The organism is Francisella sp. SYW-9, assembly GCF_008711465.1.
GTDB lineage: Bacteria > Pseudomonadota > Gammaproteobacteria > Francisellales > Francisellaceae > Francisella.
Map to the genome: position 1 here is coordinate 69,609 of NZ_VXKQ01000017.1, position 17,817 is coordinate 87,425.

Genomic DNA, 17,817 nt, shown 5'->3' on the forward strand with positions numbered 1-17,817 from the left:
CTATAAAAGCTTGTGATTAGAATATTTTATTCACTGAGTAATTAATTTTGAGAAGTTTTTTTCTGAATTAATGCATTTATAATCATTGCTATTAATGTGATTATTGCACCAGCTATAAGTATATAAGCAGGTGCTGTCTTATCACTAGTAAACTTAATTGCGCCAATTACTATCATTGGTGTTAGGCCACCAAATACTGCAAAACCTAAGTTATATGAGAAGCCTATACCACTATACCTAACATCTTGTTTAAATAGATCAATAAGTATGGCAGATATATTGCCCCAAGAAAGAGCTACTAAGACAGCACTAATAACAATAGCTATGAAATAGTAGTCTTGATTGTAAACATAAATGTTATAGATAACAAAACTAAAGATGCATGTAGCTATTATACTAACTAGCAAGATAAATGTACGATTTATTTTATCTGCAAAGAAGCCTACTACCATACAAAGTATAGATATAATAATAACTCCAAGACTATTAATCCAAGTAAAATCTTTTAGATGTAGCTTTAATATAGTTGAAAAATAAGATGGTAATAGTATAAACAGCGTTACAAATGAAAGAGCTCCAAATGAAACTATTATACATGCATAAATGAAGTTCCAACTATGTGTTGCAAGCATCTTTGTAATAGGTAAAGAGAATTCTTCTTTTATAAAAGGATTAAACTCTTTGATATCTATTAGTTGGCGTCTAAGGTAATAGGCAATAAGTCCAAATATGCCTCCTAGGATAAAAGGTATACGCCAGCCATACGATAACATTTCAGCACTGTTGAAGAAAACTAGCAATAGACTTTCAACAATAAAACCTACGGCAACACCAGCTATTAAAAAGCAGAAAATTGTGCCGGTAACGAACCCTTGTCTTTCTGGCACAACTTCTCCTACATAAGTAATAGCTCCAGGGATCTCACCCCCTACAGATATACCTTGGGCAACTCGACAAAGTACCAGTAAAATAGGCGCGATAAAACCTATATGGTTATATGTTGGAAGTATTCCTATAATAAATGTAGACAAGGCCATGATAAGAATAGAGATTGTAAATGTTTTTTTTCTACTATATTTGTCACCGAAGTGACCAAAAATAATACCACCTAATGGTCTTGCAAGATAGCCGATAGCATAAGCACTAAAAGTAATTAATAGTGATGTGATTGCAGATCCTGTTGGGAAAAATAGCTTTGAAATAAAGCTTGCAAGTAAGGCGTAAATAATAAAGTCATAGAACTCAAGCATACCACCTAAGCTTGATAAGAAGAGCGCTTTGCTCTGATTTTTCTGTAACATAAGCTGTTAGTACTCCTTTAAATTTATAAGGGGTTTTATTTTATTCTAGCTATAATATTATCTTTTAATACTAGCTCATGGTATAACGCTGCGGCTATGTGTAGCACAACTAATACCAATAAAATAGTAGCAAATACATAATGATAGCTGAATATTTTTACACCTAAAGAATAATTTACTTCAAATATTTCTGGAAAAGGAATAATAAAGAATATCTTCCATTGATAGCCCATGAACATAGAACCAAGAAGACCAGATAAAGCCATACCAATACTGCTAATGTATAGGCCTAAGTGAACAATCTTAGCAATTATGTGTTGTATAAGAGGTAAAGGAGGATTGTAGCTAAGTTTTTTACTAAAGATTCTAGCAATCACTAACATTATTATTACAAAGAGAGTTAATAACCCTAAAGACTTGTGCAGCACTATAACCCAACTAAAGTCTAATATTTCAAAAACAAAGCCAAAACCTAGTATTAGCTGGATAATTATTAAACTTGCTAATATTTTGTGAAGTAGTCTTATACAAAAGTTATATCTCATAATAAACAAAAAGTACTTAGTAATAATAGTTTTATATCATTTAATATTTTGAACGAAAAGGTATTTGTTAAATTTCCCAAATTTTTCTGAACTCTTTTATTATTTGATCATGACGTAAAAGAAAGTCATTAGTATTATAGTTTTCATCAAATTTTTGGGTTTTGACAATCCTTTTATCTTCATTGAGAATGATCTTGTTAGTAAGACTAAATAGCTTATCAGCAAGAGGTTTTATAAACTTATTTGTCATAAAGCTACGATAGTTTACTAGATATAGTTTTGTTTTATGTTCATTTATTGGTACAAAATAGACACAGATTTTTAGCTTATCAGAATTATTTAGAAGCCAAAAGTTTGGTAAGATATACTTTAACATTAGGCGATCATTTTTAATTGCTTCAATATACTCAGGTGTAATATTTAAAGTTACATTATCAGGGATCTGATATCCTCTACCGATGGATTTTTTATGAACTGTTGCAAGGTGAGTATAGTCTAGCTGATTTTCTATACAGTGACGGATATTGTTTTGCCAGATATCTGTAAGAAGAGAGTATTGGGCTTTAAAACTATCGTGTGTTTTTTGGATAAACTCAAAGGCATAGCTATTATCAATTTCTTCATTAAAAATATTTATCCAAAGCATATCTGCAACTACTTTTGTTGGATATGTTTTTGCCTTTAGTTTTGGTACTGCACTTTTTGTTTCAGGGGTATATATACAGATACCGTTACTATCAAACTCAAAGCCATGAAAAGGACAAACTATAGCATTATTACAGATCTTGCCAGAGCTAAGTTCGGCCCCTCTATGAGGACAGCGATTTTCCATGACGATAATACTATCTAAAGATTTCCAAGCAACGAGATTTTTACCAAACCTTTGTAGCGTGATAGGTTTATTTTTAATCTCTTTTATATGAGCTATGGCATACCAAAATTTTGGAAGGTTTCTCATTTAAGTGAAAATCTTTTTTTCATAAGTAGAATTATACCTCAAGCTATTAGATAATAAAAAGATAAGGTATGTAAAGTGGTTGGTATATATGAGTGTCAATTCTAACAATCAAGAACTAGTCGGTGGGGTAATTTTATTTTCAGCTGCTATTCTCGCTATCTTGGTTAATAACTCTCCGCTATCTTTATATTATGGGATGTTAGATACTGTTAATGTCAAATTAGGTGTTGAGAGTTTAGTTATAGACAAAAGTCTTACGCACTGGATAAATGATGGCTTAATGGCTATATACTTTTTGTATATTGGCTTAGAAATTAAAAGAGAAGTAATCACTGGCGTATTATCGCGACCATCTAGCATAATAACACCAGCAATCGCGGCCTTTGCTGGTTTGATATTGCCAAGCTTAATTTATTTATTAATAAACTTTCATGATACTCAACTTATTGATGGTTGGGCAATTCCATCAGCTACAGATATAGCTTTTACACTGGGGATACTAGCATTACTTGGATCAAGAGTATCACCAAAGCTAAAGCTACTAGTAATCACAATAGCGATATTTGATGATATTGCTGCAATAGTTATAATAGCTTTTTTCTATTCGAAATCTCTATCTTTGATTTCTTTGGTATTAGGTTTATTTTTTATTGCGGTAATGATCTTTTGTAGCTTAGTTTTAAAAGTTAATAGAGCTTCAATATATATCGTTTTAGGCTTCTTAGCATGGTTTTGTACAATTAAATCGGGAGTTCATGCAACCTTAGCGGGGTTTGTTACTGCACTATGTATTCCTTATCGAGATGGTGATCCAGAATCTCCTGCTAAGTTTATGGAAGAGTCTCTTCATTCGTGGGTTATTTATTTTATACTGCCTATTTTTGCTTTTGCTAATGCAGGCATAAATTTCTCTGGGATTAGCATTTCAATCATTTTTGAACCACTAACTTTAGGAATAATATTAGGCTTATTTGTAGGTAAGCAAATAGGTATTTTTTCTATATTAGCTCTTTTTAAGAAGTTAAAGATTTTTAAGTTAGGAGAGTCTTTCTCAAACGTACAGCTATATGGTGTTAGTATACTCTGTGGAATAGGCTTTACAATGAGCTTATTTATAGGAACTTTAGCTTTTAATGATAGCCATCTATTAAATGCTATAAAAATAGGCGTGATTATTGGCTCAGTATTATCAGGAGTTGCAGGCTACATTATACTAAGGTTTTTTGCAACAAGCCCTAAGTAATTTAAGCGATAGTCATATTTTCATATATAATAAAAATATAACTATAAAGATAAGAATACTAAATGTTTGATAGTGAAACGCAAAGGGATTATTCTAGAAAATTTTGCTTAATGAGTTGGAATACTTATAAGATAGACTATAAAGATTCTCAAATATTTAATTCATATATTAGTCAAGTTTATGATGAGCATGATATAGATATTTTCTGTTTACAAGAAGCTGTTCATCATCATGAAACTAGGTTTCCTATCGAGAAGTTTGATATCAACTTTGCTTCAAACATTGTTCTACGTTACCATAACTATGGTGTAGCAACGGTTAGTCACTATCCTGTGATAAAAAATGTCAGGATACTTACCACACATAGAGAATCAGTTATAAACACGCATAAAGCATCACTGATTACGCACTTTAATATTGATGATACTAAGGTTATTGTGGTAAATATTCATGCGATAAACTTTAAACGTAATAAGGTCTATGAGTACGAATTTGAGAAGATAAAAGAAGTAATAAATCCAACAAAATATAAGTATCCTATAATTATTGCAGGAGACTTTAATTCTTGGAATAGAAAAAGGATTAAGTTTATAAAGGACTTTTGTCGAGAATTTAACTTTAAGGTAGCTTTTCTTGAAGAGGTAGAGCTAATTAAATCTTTTCAAAAGAATCATTTAGACTTTGTCTTGTACCGTGGATTAAAATTAGAAAAGGCATATGCTTTAGATTGTCAAAAAATATCAGATCATAATCCAATTGTTGCTAATTTTTCGATTGGGTAATTTAGCCACCGAATGATTTTGTCTTATCATTTATGATGTTATAGCATAGGTCAGTCAGCTCAGCGACAGTGTATTTTTTAGGGTCTATAGCTTTTTCAAAAGACATTCTTGCTATACCTGGTTTAATAAAGTCACCTTTTTTACGTCCAAAGAAAACCCCAAAATTATGTGCTACGGGAATTATTGGAATATCAGTTACTGTGGCTAGTTTCATTGCTGAGCGATGAAATTTAGGATACTCACCAACCGGAACTCTTGTACCTTCTGGGAATATGATAATGCTAAGCCCTTTATTTTTAACTCTATCTTTACCATCTTGTAGAACCTTCTTGATAGCGGAAAGCCCTTTAGATCTATCGATACCTATTGCTTCAGCAAAGTGATTTGTTTTACCAAAGACAGGCTTTTCTAAAAGTTCTTGCTTCATTACAAAACAGCTTTTACGAATTAGGCCATAAAAAACAAAAGTCTCAAGCATTGATTGATGCTTTGAGACATAAATACATGGATAGTCTGGGATATTCTCCTTGCCTTCTATTTTTACATAAATTTGTAGGAGGATGAATACACCTAGTCTATATAGACAAGACCATAACCAGCATACAAAAAGTCGCACTCTTAGAGAAGCTCCTAGAACACCAACGATATTCATTAAAATACAGCATAATGCTAATACGACATTAGCATATATTTTAAAAATATGCATTCTTGCTACTAATAGCAGATGAATAAGCTTTTTCATCTTTTTTCCTTAACCTTTGAACTCTTTTGTTTTTTCAGTTATTACTTTGTGGCAGTAGCTTGTTAGCTCTTTAGAGTTAAACTCATGTGGGTCAATTCTTTTACCAAAATCCATTCTAGCAATGCCAGGTTTAATAACTTGTCCCCACTTTTTAGGGAAAAACTTACCAAAATTATGTGCAACAGGTATAATGAAAACGTTTGCATCTGTAGCTAGTTTCATTGCAGAACGTTGAAATTCCGGGTATTCGCCAACACCAACTCTAGTTCCTTCTGGGAATATTACAACATTTATGCCATCTGCAATGCTTTGCTTTCCATCGGTAACAACTTTTTTTAATGATTCTCTTGGTTTTTCTCTATCTATAGCAATACTGCCTAAGTTTTTCATTGCTGGACCAAATATTGGTGCTTCAAACAGCTCTTGTTTCATAATAAAGTGGCTCTTACCGATCAACCCATAAAACATAAAAGTTTCTAGCATTGATTGGTGTTTTGAAACATAGATACAAGGGTAATCTTTGTCTATATTAACTCTACCTGTAACACGGATATAGACTTGAAGAAATACTAACATACCTATCCAGTAAAGATAGGTCCATACATAGCATACAGCCATTCTCCATGATATTGGAAGTTTAAAAAAAGTAAAAATATTTATAAGAATGCTACAACCACCTATTACTGCAAAAGAGTATAGTTGAAATGCGGACATTCTTATCCACATTAGGGCGTTCCAAATCTTTTTTAGAAAAGATTTCATTAAATAGTCTCCATGTTATTTTTTATAAAAAAATAGTCTTAAATAACTACGGTACCAAAAACTACGGTACAATTTTATTTCCACTATTATACACTTTTTGAGACGATCTGCCGATAGGAAAGTAAATTTATAAACTATAAAAATTACTTTTAAACTTTATAGGTTATATTATTTTTTTAGATATATAGTAAAAGAATTAAACTTTAGAAGTTTAAAAACATTAGGAAAATTGATTTATAGGAGAGATTATTACAAATAAGTTTTTTTGACACAAAAACTCCTTATTAACCCAATAACTTATAATGAACTAGCTTATAAGTACTTATGTGAAATATTGACACTTAAAGTAACAAGGTATTTACCTGAAAATTTCTAAAAAGTTAATTCTATAGCAAGAGCTAAAGAGTTTTTAAGTATAATGTAGAGCAAGAGTAATGTGCTTGGTATTTCCAATAGAAATAATGAAAAGCTAATTGGGCTGCTGATAATAAAGCATCTTCTAAGTTATTAGAGAAAAAAGGTTTAAAAAAACAATTAATACTGAAAACTCAATGCTGGAATACTACTTAGATATTAGATAGCTATTTTCTAGACCATTTAAGTTACAAATTGTTACACATTATAAATATTTCAGATAATTCAACCTATTAATATTTAAAGTATTAAAAGATTAAAGGTTTTATTAATGGAGTAAAAGATGATATTAGGTCTAATAAAAAGTGTAGCAAGTAAAGAAGATGTCTTTTATAAAACAGAAGTGAATGAGCTTGAGGCTATATATTCAGCTATAGAGAATGAAAAGTATTTAACTGTCAAAGCTCTGTCTTTGGAGCAGATTGATAAGGGGTGTTTAGATCCCCGCTATGTAATATATGCCGAATTTGGATATTGGTATGAGGCTGTAGAGTCTAATATTAAAGGTGAAATTCTTATGGAGTTAATTGAGATTCACCAGTTTTTCTTGGAAAAAATTGAAGATGGTAAAATTCGCTTCAAAGTTTATCTAGCGATCCTTGAATGGCTTCATTCTAGTATGCTAGCTCACGTGAAGTTTATAAAATCAAAATCTGATAGCTACTCTAAAGAAGATAAGGGAGCTTTAGAGCGAGCTTTTGATGAGTATATTTTATTCATCAAAGCAAGTTTTGAAGATATTAATATAGTTCAGCTATATCAAATCAAGGATATATATAAGACTTTTAAAGTTGCCCAAGAAGTAGAAAATATTGATCAATTTGAAAACCAAAATGAACAATATAATGAAGTAAGTGATACCAAAGAGCAATGTGAAGATCCTTCTTTAAATCATAGGGATCTTTATATAAGTGATGAATGGAGTAAGCTCTTACGAAATATAAGGATTTATCGAAAACTTGTAAGTGAAAAGTCATGGCTTAGAGCCGCCGTTGTTTATCAGGTTATTAATAGCAGCTTGAAAGAGTTTGATCCTATCAAATACTTCCCTGAGACATTTTATCCTTATCTTAAAGACACAGCAAATGCATATGACCACTTAATGCATCAGTTAAGTCTTTCTAATAATCCATTATGGCAAATGTTATCACAAACATTTAGTAGCGACCCTGAGAGTTTTAGTACAGATGATTCATTGGAGAACACTAGAGAAGTACTGGCGAAACGAGTTAGTGATAGTTTTACAGATCAGCCTCAAAAATATGAAACAGCTATGAGTAATGATGAGCAAGATCAACTAAATTGGTGAGTGTTATGTTAGATAATTTATTTGTTGGAGAGATTAATTTTGATGATTTAACTGATATAAAGCTTGAAGAGCTTAAATCACAATTTAATTATGGTTCACCGAGAAGTCTTCCAGAACTTAAGTTTGCACAGCAATATGATAAGTGGTTTGCTTCTAAGCAGATGGCGGGTATCGTTAATGGAAGACTGCAGGTCAGCATTATTTCCCTAAATGAAGACTTATCTGAAAATACTCAGAAAATAAAATACTTACATACAACCCAAATCAAGGATTTAGAACTTGATTTTGCACTATATGGATTTAGTGGAGAATTGTCTTTTAATATTCCATATGATCTTGAAAAAGAGAGCTTGTGGGATGATTTATCTAATTATCAAAATAAGTTCGTAATTGATATAAAATATCAAGAGGATTTGAAGAACGCTAGTTTCAGCCAGCCTAACAGACAAAACAATTGGAGTATTAAAGGCTACATAGACCTTACAAAAGACAATGCTGTAGAGTTAGTAGATCAAGTAAGCCATATTAATGTTAGACGCTATTTGTCTTGTAAATTGCTTTTTACTGATGCTCTTACATTTATTACAAAACAACACTATCCAGTTAAGATATATCCCCAATCTAGTTATACTGATGTATTCAACGATATATTTGGAAAATTTGATAAATTATTAAGTATAAGTATCAATGAAAATATTACAGCTTTTTATACGCAATATAATTGGATATGTGTAAATTGTGATTATCCAAAATATAGTTTTTATGATTTCTTTTTTTATACGTTAAGACATTATCAGCTACAGCTGATTTATGACTATTCAATTCAAGACCCTAACTATAGCATAGTCGATTTAAGTAAGTCTGAAACTAAAGAAGGAACTGTTACTGAATTACCTACGGGAATAATTAGTAAAATTGTAAATCAAATAGGAAACTATAGTTTTAGTAATAGTAGTTTGATAAATCAGTACTGGGCACTAGAAGAAGAGTCACCGATTAAAAGTGTACATGCTTCGAGTAAGAGTATACCAGCATCAAAAGATCATATATTTAGCTATGCTGTACCATCAACACAATTAGAAAGTGCGGAAGAGTTTTATAAAAAAGAAATTGATAATGCAAAGAAAAAATTAAAATATATAAATCTGGAATGGGATTATTTTCCAGCAGAGTTTATGAGCTTACCAAGAAGTAAATTTTCTTTACCAAAAGCATATAAGAAAATATTATCTCAATATATTGGAGCTTTAGTGATTTCTAGCACAAAGATATCCTTTAGAAATTATAATAATATAGCTATATATGCAGGACAAACATCCATATATACAACTTGCGCATCCAATAAAGATATTTCTAGTATCGATTACCAGTTAAAACATGGTGTAGGTATTAAGACATGTGTATGTTCAGCGGATGCTTTGACGTTATCTTTTCCAAGCTTTAGTAAATCTGTCAAAGCATTAAATATTTATGGTTGGATTGATGGTCAATCCTCAGGCACAGATACTACATATTCTATTGTAGCAGCAGATCAGAAAGATTCTCAGAAAGATATTAATAAAGATTTTTTAACAGAGAAGTCTGTTTTTTTGATGCATGATCATACACTTAAAGAGCTTTCTTATATAGTGAGAATACCTTCACTATTAAATGGGAATTCTAATAAATCACCTTATATAACTTTACCATATTTTATATTACATGATCATGCAGTTATGCCTCTACGTAATGGTACCCCAGTAGCAATTAGTTTAAGTCAGGAAAATGGCTCAATTGATAAGGTTATGTGGCATAGCATGTTAGATGAATCATTTAACAAAGATTCTCAGATTAATAAAATGACATTTGGGGCTAATGATTCAGCAGGAGTTGTTCACCAAGCAGAAAATAAAAACTTACAAGAGGGGGCTTTAGAAATATTTTCACAGACTTCAAATAATAAAACACAAATAATATCTGATAAAACACAGATGTCTTTGGTTTATAGAGAGGAATGATATGAACGCTTTACTCGAAAAACAAAATATTTTGTCTATCTTTGCAATAGGTATCGTGGGAGTAGTTGTATTTATAATAATAATTAAGATGTATAAAAAGCTGATGCAAAGGTCACTCTTTTATAAAAAGGGGCTTGGTAAGATAAATGCCTTTTTTGCTAAATTATTTAAGGTAAATGCTCTTAATGAAATATATCTGGAGTTCTATAGATCGTTAAGCTTATGGAAAAGGTTTAGACTATATTTTGCAAGGAAAAGTATATTAATTGATAGCTCTCTTAAAGTCGAAAATGAGTTCGGAATTTATTTTAAATTAGATGCTAATCACCTTAGATTATATATCAATCCTAAAAAGCTGTATAAATCCAGTCTTAAAGAAGCAGATATTTTATGCTTATTTAATAAGGTATTTAAGGGGCGTATAAATTTAGTTGCAGTTAATTTAAGTACTAGATTTGATAATCATGGCTTAACTAGTCAGATAGATCATATCAGGATGTGTTTTGCTGATATTTCTAGATATTTATCTAGTAGTTTTAGTTATATGGTAAATATAGTTGAACAAGAGAATAATATTTATTATGAGACATGGTGTCAGTATGCACAAGTTGCTAATATTAAAAACTTTTGGGTAGATGAGAAGCCCTCTCTATCATGGTTTGATATAGTTACCACTAAATATACAGATAAACAACTTTACCTAGGTGAACAACCTTTTAGCTCTAAACAGATAAGAGATTTATATTGTTTTTTAAATAACCATCTTCGATTTGAGTACGTTATTAATTCATTACAATCAAAGATACCTAATAATGTGGCTAGGTATAGAGGCTTTGCTATTGATATTTTCAAGCTAAATGAGCTTTTTAAAGATAGCTTGATTGAGAGAGTCTACTATACTCAAAAGTTTACAAAAAAGTTAAAGAAAAAGATTTGTTTAATTATCCTATTTTTATTAACTGGATGTTTTATCTTAGGTTGGTACCAGGTAAAAAACAATATAAAAACAATAGCAAGTCAAATACCATTGAATTGTAAGTATTCAGGCAACTTAAGTGAGATTAATCTAAAGAATTATCATAAAAGTTTAAATAATGCCTTTTATAATAGCTTGATTGTCAAGTTAGCATATCATAATGCAGGAAAGAAACGTTTAGATAGGTTATGGGAAAAGTTTATATATAATCATGTAATACTTATAATATTGTCAAAGGCTAATAGTCCTATACAGAAATTAGCTTTAAATACTCTCCAAAATCATATGGCAGATCCTCATCTGAGAGAATTAGTTTCAGATAATTTATGGTTATGGTCTAAAGTCACTAAGATCCCTGAGAATATTCTGAGTGTATGGTTAGAAGTAGGTTATGAAAAGACTAATACTAAAGATAAGTATGATCTACCTTCTAAAGCACAGCAATATTATAAGACAATTAAGTATCTTAATAATTTTATCGTGCATATATTTGAGCAAAAAAAACCTCTAAAAATTTCATTAGATAAAACATTAGTCAAGAGAACCTTAGAGTTAGCGTTATTAGATCAGCTATTAAATGATCATAATCTAAATATTTATGTAAATGATCCTAAATTAAGAGAACAGTTATTTCTTTCATATGATCAAAGAGTGTTCTTAAATCATTTTATTACTTACTTAGAGCTTAGAGATGTTATTGAAACAGTTGTAAGTCAAGTAAGTACTAGAGATAAAATAGATCAATTAGCTAATATTAAGAAGAGCATAAAGCAGCTAGCTAAAACATCATGGGATATAAAATTAGCTAGTTCTATGTTACAGAGTGTCAGTTATAGCTTCTACTTAAGTTCGCAGGATGAAAGTAAAGATTATTATAGTTATAACTTCTATGAAAAGAATATAAAACCTATCAATTTAAAGCTTTTGAAAACTGTTAAAGCATATGCTGAGATAGGTATTAATATTAGTCCTATATATATGGAGTTTAAATTATCATTAGATAAATATAAAAAAGCTTATAAAAACTATTATTATCAAAAGGCTTTAGAGGCTCTTGAAGTTGATTCTAGAGATATTGATACTTTGATATTTAGTTTAAGAAGGATTAATACATCATCAAATATAGAACCTTTACTATTGTCTATTCAAAAAAACGTTTTACAGCATAAAAATGTTTTTATGTCTGAAAAAAGTCTTAAAGGGATTAATGATTTCCATAACAACCTTCAAAGATATAACAAGATTATGGATAAGTATATTGATATATTAAATAAGGCAAAATCAAATCCTGAAATATTAATTAAATTTTATCAAGATGATAAACATCCTTTTAAAAAAGATATGGATAAGTTTCTACAATCTATTAAGGTAATACCAGAGTTTGCTAAACCTCTTTCTCAACCTGCACTAGCGAGTGAACAAGTAACAACAGAGTTATTACAAGAGCATGTTCAAAAGTATTGGTGTACAAATTTACAAGGCAGTTATAATAAGGTTTTTGACTCCTTTCCATTTAACGAAGATGCTACTAATGAAATAAGTGTAGATACTTTAATAAAAACTATTGGAAAAGGTGGAACGTTTTGGAGATCTTATGCAAAGATTGCACCTTTAATCAGAAATTATAAGGGAAATAAATGGCTTACAGATAGGCAGTTTAAAGAATATCAAAAGATAAGTAAGCTATCTAAGCTTCTTTGGGATGCTAATGGCAAACCAAAACCTATAAAGTTTACTTTAAAAACATCTGAGTTATTACCAAGTTATAGTCATGTTGAAACATCTTGGATTTTCTTCAAAGATAAAAAAACATCTTACTATGAAGGTATTTTATCGGTAGGTGAAAACAGCATTTCTGATATAGGAGTTGGAGAGGTTAAGCGCATCTTTGAAGTTCAGTGGTGGTTAAATAAACCTGCATCAATTGCTTTAGTAAGTGACAAGAAAGATTTAATAGCTCAGCAAGTAATAGAGGGTGACTGGTCATTTTGGAAGTTATTAAAATCATCAGATCATAAAGGGAGTACTTTTTATTGGAATTTTAATAATGATAAGACAGATGTTTCGTTTGATATTAATTACTCAAACATATGGCTTAATTAATGAGTATTCTGGAGGTATTTTATGGATGACTTATCTATTACTGTAAAAGAGATGATAAATGCTCTAAATCAAATACAGTCTCAAGCAGAGAGGGACTTCAAAAATTATACAAGATGCTTATATTCTTCTAAAGTGAAAGCTCATTTTCCTCATATGTTAACCCCAACATTTCAAGGGTGTTATATTAAAGTTTCAGATTGCTATCTACACGATGATAGTAACTATATTGACCTAGAGCAGCAGGTTGAGGTAGATATATTAAAGAAACAACAACTTTTATATTCAGCAATTTCTACAAGGATATTGCCTTTTGATGTCGTGAATGTTGAGAATCAAACTCAGGGGATAAGCCTAAGATTTGCCGCTAAATCAGAGAGTTTCACTTTACAAGATAATAGTTTTAGCTTTTGGCTACATTCCGATTCTATGGCTATAGAAGAGCTTGTTGATATTTATGGGAAATTAAATATATTAGATAAAGCTTCCTTGAAAATAGAATTCGTTGATAGTCCCACACTTGAAAAAGTAGTCGATATTAGTTGTGGTTATGATTATATACAACACTCTAATCATAGGTTTCGTCAAAATTTGGCTGATCCTAGATTACAGTTTAGAATTAATGTGAATTTACACCAACATTTGTCACAGAAGATCAAGTCAATAGAGTTATTAGTTCAAGGTTTTTCTATTGAAGAACTACGCCAAGATCAGTTAAGTGATCTGTTTCATACAAACTTAATACCTGTGATTGACCAATACCAAGCTATTAGTGATAGCTTTGTTATGGATGGTGACTATGAGGTTTATTGGTTAAGGAGTAAAGAAAAGACTGATTTTTATATTCATGAAGTATTAACTGTATATGTAGATAAAAAACCTTTAGCACCTATAGATTATAAGGTCATTTATAAAGATAATCAGGTTGGGTTAGAGTTTAATCAAATTTCTCAAGTTTATAATAAAGTTATTTCGGCGGATATATACATTAGTCGTAAGTTTGATCAGGGATTGATGAACAGTTATCATAAGGCAAAGGTAAAGTGGTTAAACCAAAATATATCTACTTATAAGCTAGAAGTTAAGAGCCTAATAACAACTTCTGAAATTCAATATGATATTCAATTAATAGAGCCCTTATTAAAGATCCTTAGAATACCGAGTATCCATAGGTGGTATTTACAAGATTGGAAAGGCTTACTCAAATTTACAGATATATCAGCACTAGTTGATATTCAGCCTTGGCTTAATGACATATCTATAGGTGAAGAAATGCAAATATCTTTGTATTTTAAGAGTGTTCCTAAAAGCTATCAAAATTGGGTCAGATTCTATCTTATACAGATAGGGATATTCTTGCAAAAAAATACTAAATATAACTTTAAGATAAAGGGGGTTTTTCAATGATATCTTTTCCACGAAATTATAAAAACTGTATTCGCTATATAAATGAACAGTATCCAAACTATAGGAAGCATTGGTATGCAAATTGGGATCAAGATAATGCTGTTTATATTATTAAAGAAGTTATAGTTGAAGGTACGGTCATAAGTATTTGGATTAATATTTGGTTATTAAATAAAGATACTAGAAATTTAGAAATACTTAAAGGTTGTCTGGATGTTGCTGCAACTAAAAATCTTAAGAGCCAGATATTAGAAAAGTGGTTAACACTATATAACTACGCTCTTTATCCTGAGTTATTAAGCTACCAAAGTAATATTTACCACAATGGAGAAATCATCTTTTCTAAAGATGATTATAACTATCGATCTCTTTCTTCAATAGAACAACTTATTCGTAAATCACTGGGTAAATATAGACTCAGAGTCGATTTGAAATATCTTAATAAGGTTAGAGGTAGCCTTTTAGGAGAGGCTAAATTAAATAGTCCTCTATTAAAAGCTTATGCAGATAGATTAACTATTATAAGTGGTAAGATTACTTTTAGAATGTTAACACAGGAGTCAGAAAGAAACCTTAGCAAACTTTATAAAGAGATAATCGCAAAACTTATGGGCCTTAGTTCTGAACTTTATGTCGCTTTTAAGAGTATTTTACTAGTAATTGATAATGGTTTAGAAACTCTGAATTTAGGAGATCTACTAAATAGTAGTAGCTTATCAGGAAGCTTTATATATAAGGTTATAGAAAATGAAAAGTACTAGAATAAAAAATATAAAATCAGTTTCGGTGCTCATATTATTTTTACTTCTTTTAGGATGCACAAGCTCAAACTTTAATCTAATAATTCAACCAAACAAGCTAAGCAATGATGGTCAACCTTTCTATGTTATTGTTAAAAAGGAGTCAATGTTTAATTACTTAGATAGTAACGTAGATAGCGTCTATGATAGTTATCTTAATACAGGTAAAAAAGATTATGGTGTTTTGATATATCCAAGTAAAGGTAAACAGGTTATACCTATAGGAAAGTCAAAGAACCAAGGCATATCAGTATATTTCTTGTTTAAGAGAAATAAAGGAGAAGGGTCTTGGAAGTTTTATATTAATCCAAATAATCAGGAGGATAAAACAGTTAATATTTCAAAAAATAATGTAATGGAGGTCTTGTAAATGTGGAGATTGAAATTTTATAGTATTATTGATGAAGTTGATAACTATATTACTAAAAGTGATATTGATTTTTATCAACATGTTGAAACTTTGTATAAAGAAATTTTATCGTTACAGTTAGAGTTGGTTGATATAAATCGTGAAGAAGGAAAGTATAGTCAATCACATCTAATTACATTTGCCTTAGCAGCATACTGTGATGAGAGATTAAATATAAAAGCAATATCTTCTGGATACTGTTATGAAATGCTACAGACCCAGCTGTTTAAAACATTAGAGGCTGGCAAAGTTTATTACCAATATTTAGAATACTTAGTAGCTCAGAGATCACAACTTTATGTTGATACTTATTGGGTATATTATTATTTACTTATTCATGGCTATAAAGGGATGTATGATTCTGATAATTATTTTGAAAGAAGTCTTTATTTAAGGCAGCTAAAAATATTGTTAATAGATTATACTCCCTTAAAGTTTTCTATTGAATCTCCTTCAAAAATAAAAAGAATTAAAGATAAGCTTAAAAGAGCATCTTTAAGGGTATTAGGCCTAGTAGAATTAGCATCATTTTTCTGTCTAATTTGTAGTTATTTCATAATTAATTATTTATAGGGAGTTAAAAGATATGTCAAAACAAGTTTGTGCAGGAGCTAAGCTCAAGTGTAGCTTTGGTCAAGCACCATCTAGCCTAATAGTTTTACCTAAACCTTTTAGTTGTGATCAGAAGCCTGCAGCAGTTATTACGGATAATGTACCAATGATCAATATTCCCTCATTTGGGATGTGTTCATGTCTAGCAAATCCAGAAGTTGCATCTGCTACATCTGCAGCATTTGGTGTATTAACACCAATGCCATGTATACCTGCTATAGCTACACAATGGTTTCCTGGTAATCCTAAAGTAAGAATAAATGAAATATTATCATTAACTGATGACTGTAAACTAAATTGTATTTATGGAGGTGTTATAGAAATTGAGACGTCAGGGCAAAATAAGGTAATAATAAAATAGAGAGGTTTTATTATGGTTAAACATATAATTACTCAAAATACGCAAGGTATTAATTTAGAGGCTAATAACGATAACAAAATAGTATCTATATTTTGTAATGCAGCAGATGAAGTTATAGTTTTGACAACTCAACAAGCATCGGTAAATTTAAATTCAAAAGAAGGGACAATTCTTTTAAAAACAAATGATATAAAGATATCGCTAGATAAATCAGGAAGTATAACTTTAGATAATGGCAATTCTAATATTAATATAAAAGGTTCAGATGTTAATATTCACGCCTCAAATATTAACATAAAAGGTTCAAATATTAGTATGCAAGGTAATATTAGTATCAAAGGTAACCTTAGTGTTGCTTAACCTTTAAGCAATCTTATACTTATATACAACTAAAAAATCTTTAGATAGCCTTATCTATGTACATCTTCACCTTATAATGAATTTCAAGAAATCGTTCCCTTTAATAGACAAAAGAAAGTTACAAAATTTTACAAATGCTTAATATTTAAGATACATCCAACAATTACTTTAGTATATAGAAACTACAAATAGTTTTATCAAAAAAAGAAAAGGGGTGTTTAAATGAAAGTTAATGAATCAATTCCAAAATCTCGTATTACAATCACATATGACATGGAGGTTAAAGGAACTAAAAAGAAAAAAGAGTTACCTTTTAGACAACTATTAATAGGAGATCTTTCTTTAGGCAACTCACAGGAAAGAAAAAAGGATTTACCTAATCGCAAAATTTATGAGCTAGCAAGTCCAAATTTATCAGAAGTGATGGAGCCTATGGGCATTCAGTTAAATATTCGTGTACCAAATCATCTCAAAGAAAATGCTGAAGATATTAAGGTCAACTTATATGTGGACTCGATGAAAGTATTTGATCCAAGTACTATTGCTCAGCTTATTCCTGAATTAGCATCGTTACTTCAAGCTAAGAGGTTAATACAAGAATTTACCTCTACTATTGATAATAATCGAAAACTTAGGAACTTATTTAATAATGGAATTAATAATGCTCAAGCTATAGAAAAGATTCAAGAAGAGCTTCCTCAACTTGAGTCGTATGAGCTTAATAAAAGGGGAGAGTAAA

The 17,817-nt window shown here is 30.2% G+C and carries 17 protein-coding genes; 12 read left to right on the top strand and 5 right to left on the bottom strand.

Annotated features, from left to right (window positions below):
- Nucleotides 1-41 precede the first annotated feature (41 nt).
- From F3D62_RS08470 to F3D62_RS08480, 3 genes are all read right to left on the bottom strand, one after another.
- Nucleotides 42-1,301 carry an MFS transporter gene (locus F3D62_RS08470; RefSeq protein ID WP_150467819.1) on the bottom strand — a complete coding sequence of 420 codons (1,260 nt, stop codon included), beginning with the start codon at nt 1,299-1,301 and terminating at the stop codon, nt 42-44.
- 35 nt (nt 1,302-1,336) lie between these two features.
- A complete protein-coding gene (locus F3D62_RS08475; RefSeq protein WP_150467820.1) occupies nt 1,337-1,846 on the bottom strand; it encodes a cytochrome b in 510 nt (169 codons plus the stop codon).
- Nucleotides 1,847-1,913: 67 nt separating this feature from the next.
- Nucleotides 1,914-2,804, bottom strand: coding sequence for a Rieske 2Fe-2S domain-containing protein (locus tag F3D62_RS08480; protein ID WP_150467821.1), 891 nt, complete (start codon nt 2,802-2,804; stop codon nt 1,914-1,916).
- Nucleotides 2,805-2,892: 88 nt separating this feature from the next.
- Between F3D62_RS08480 and nhaA the strand changes: the two genes are divergently transcribed.
- Together nhaA and F3D62_RS08490 are read left to right on the top strand one after the other, a co-directional pair.
- A complete protein-coding gene (gene nhaA, locus F3D62_RS08485; RefSeq protein WP_150467822.1) occupies nt 2,893-4,047 on the top strand; it encodes a Na+/H+ antiporter NhaA in 1,155 nt (384 codons plus the stop codon).
- Between the two features lie 62 nt (nt 4,048-4,109).
- Nucleotides 4,110-4,829 carry an endonuclease/exonuclease/phosphatase family protein gene (locus F3D62_RS08490; protein WP_150467823.1) on the top strand — a complete coding sequence of 240 codons (720 nt, stop codon included), beginning with the start codon at nt 4,110-4,112 and terminating at the stop codon, nt 4,827-4,829.
- Between the two features lies 1 nt (nt 4,830).
- Here the strand turns inward: F3D62_RS08490 and F3D62_RS08495 are convergent, their stop codons facing one another.
- Together F3D62_RS08495 and F3D62_RS08500 are read right to left on the bottom strand one after the other, a co-directional pair.
- Nucleotides 4,831-5,571: a lysophospholipid acyltransferase family protein gene (locus F3D62_RS08495; RefSeq protein WP_150467824.1), complete on the bottom strand. Its 741-nt coding sequence runs from the start codon at nt 5,569-5,571 to the stop codon at nt 4,831-4,833.
- Nucleotides 5,572-5,580: 9 nt separating this feature from the next.
- Nucleotides 5,581-6,333, bottom strand: a complete 753-nt coding sequence (locus F3D62_RS08500) for a lysophospholipid acyltransferase family protein (protein ID WP_150467825.1) — start codon at nt 6,331-6,333, stop codon at nt 5,581-5,583.
- A gap of 697 nt (nt 6,334-7,030) precedes the next feature.
- Between F3D62_RS08500 and F3D62_RS08505 the strand changes: the two genes are divergently transcribed.
- The 10 genes from F3D62_RS08505 to tssB all read left to right on the top strand — a co-directional run bounded on the left by F3D62_RS08505 (nt 7,031) and on the right by tssB (nt 17,816).
- A complete protein-coding gene (locus F3D62_RS08505; protein ID WP_150467826.1) occupies nt 7,031-8,056 on the top strand; it encodes a type VI secretion system protein IglI family protein in 1,026 nt (341 codons plus the stop codon).
- 5 nt (nt 8,057-8,061) lie between these two features.
- Nucleotides 8,062-10,053, top strand: coding sequence for a hypothetical protein (locus F3D62_RS08510; protein WP_150467827.1), 1,992 nt, complete (start codon nt 8,062-8,064; stop codon nt 10,051-10,053).
- A gap of 1 nt (nt 10,054) precedes the next feature.
- Entirely contained in the window at nt 10,055-13,132 is a 3,078-nt protein-coding gene (locus F3D62_RS08515) for a hypothetical protein (RefSeq protein ID WP_150467828.1), read from the top strand.
- A gap of 21 nt (nt 13,133-13,153) precedes the next feature.
- Entirely contained in the window at nt 13,154-14,536 is a 1,383-nt protein-coding gene (gene iglH, locus F3D62_RS08520) for a type VI secretion system baseplate subunit TssF/IglH (RefSeq protein WP_150467829.1), read from the top strand.
- Nucleotides 14,533-15,297, top strand: a complete 765-nt coding sequence (locus tag F3D62_RS08525) for a hypothetical protein (RefSeq protein WP_150467830.1) — start codon at nt 14,533-14,535, stop codon at nt 15,295-15,297. Before iglH ends, F3D62_RS08525 begins: the two co-directional genes overlap by 4 nt.
- Nucleotides 15,284-15,706 (top strand): type VI secretion system lipoprotein IglE, encoded by a 423-nt coding sequence (iglE, locus tag F3D62_RS08530; protein WP_150467831.1) that lies wholly within the window; start codon nt 15,284-15,286, stop codon nt 15,704-15,706. The genes F3D62_RS08525 and iglE overlap by 14 nt, the downstream gene beginning before the upstream one ends.
- Nucleotides 15,707-16,318 carry a DotU family type IV/VI secretion system protein gene (locus F3D62_RS08535; RefSeq protein ID WP_150467832.1) on the top strand — a complete coding sequence of 204 codons (612 nt, stop codon included), beginning with the start codon at nt 15,707-15,709 and terminating at the stop codon, nt 16,316-16,318. It begins immediately after the preceding gene.
- Between the two features lie 13 nt (nt 16,319-16,331).
- The gene (locus F3D62_RS08540; protein WP_150467833.1) at nt 16,332-16,718 is read left to right on the top strand and encodes a DUF4280 domain-containing protein; all 387 of its coding nucleotides are present in this window, start codon (nt 16,332-16,334) and stop codon (nt 16,716-16,718) included.
- Between the two features lie 12 nt (nt 16,719-16,730).
- Nucleotides 16,731-17,078: a hypothetical protein gene (locus F3D62_RS08545; RefSeq protein ID WP_150467834.1), complete on the top strand. Its 348-nt coding sequence runs from the start codon at nt 16,731-16,733 to the stop codon at nt 17,076-17,078.
- A gap of 222 nt (nt 17,079-17,300) precedes the next feature.
- Nucleotides 17,301-17,816: a type VI secretion system contractile sheath small subunit gene (tssB, locus tag F3D62_RS08550; protein ID WP_150467835.1), complete on the top strand. Its 516-nt coding sequence runs from the start codon at nt 17,301-17,303 to the stop codon at nt 17,814-17,816.
- Nucleotide 17,817: the final 1 nt, after the last annotated feature.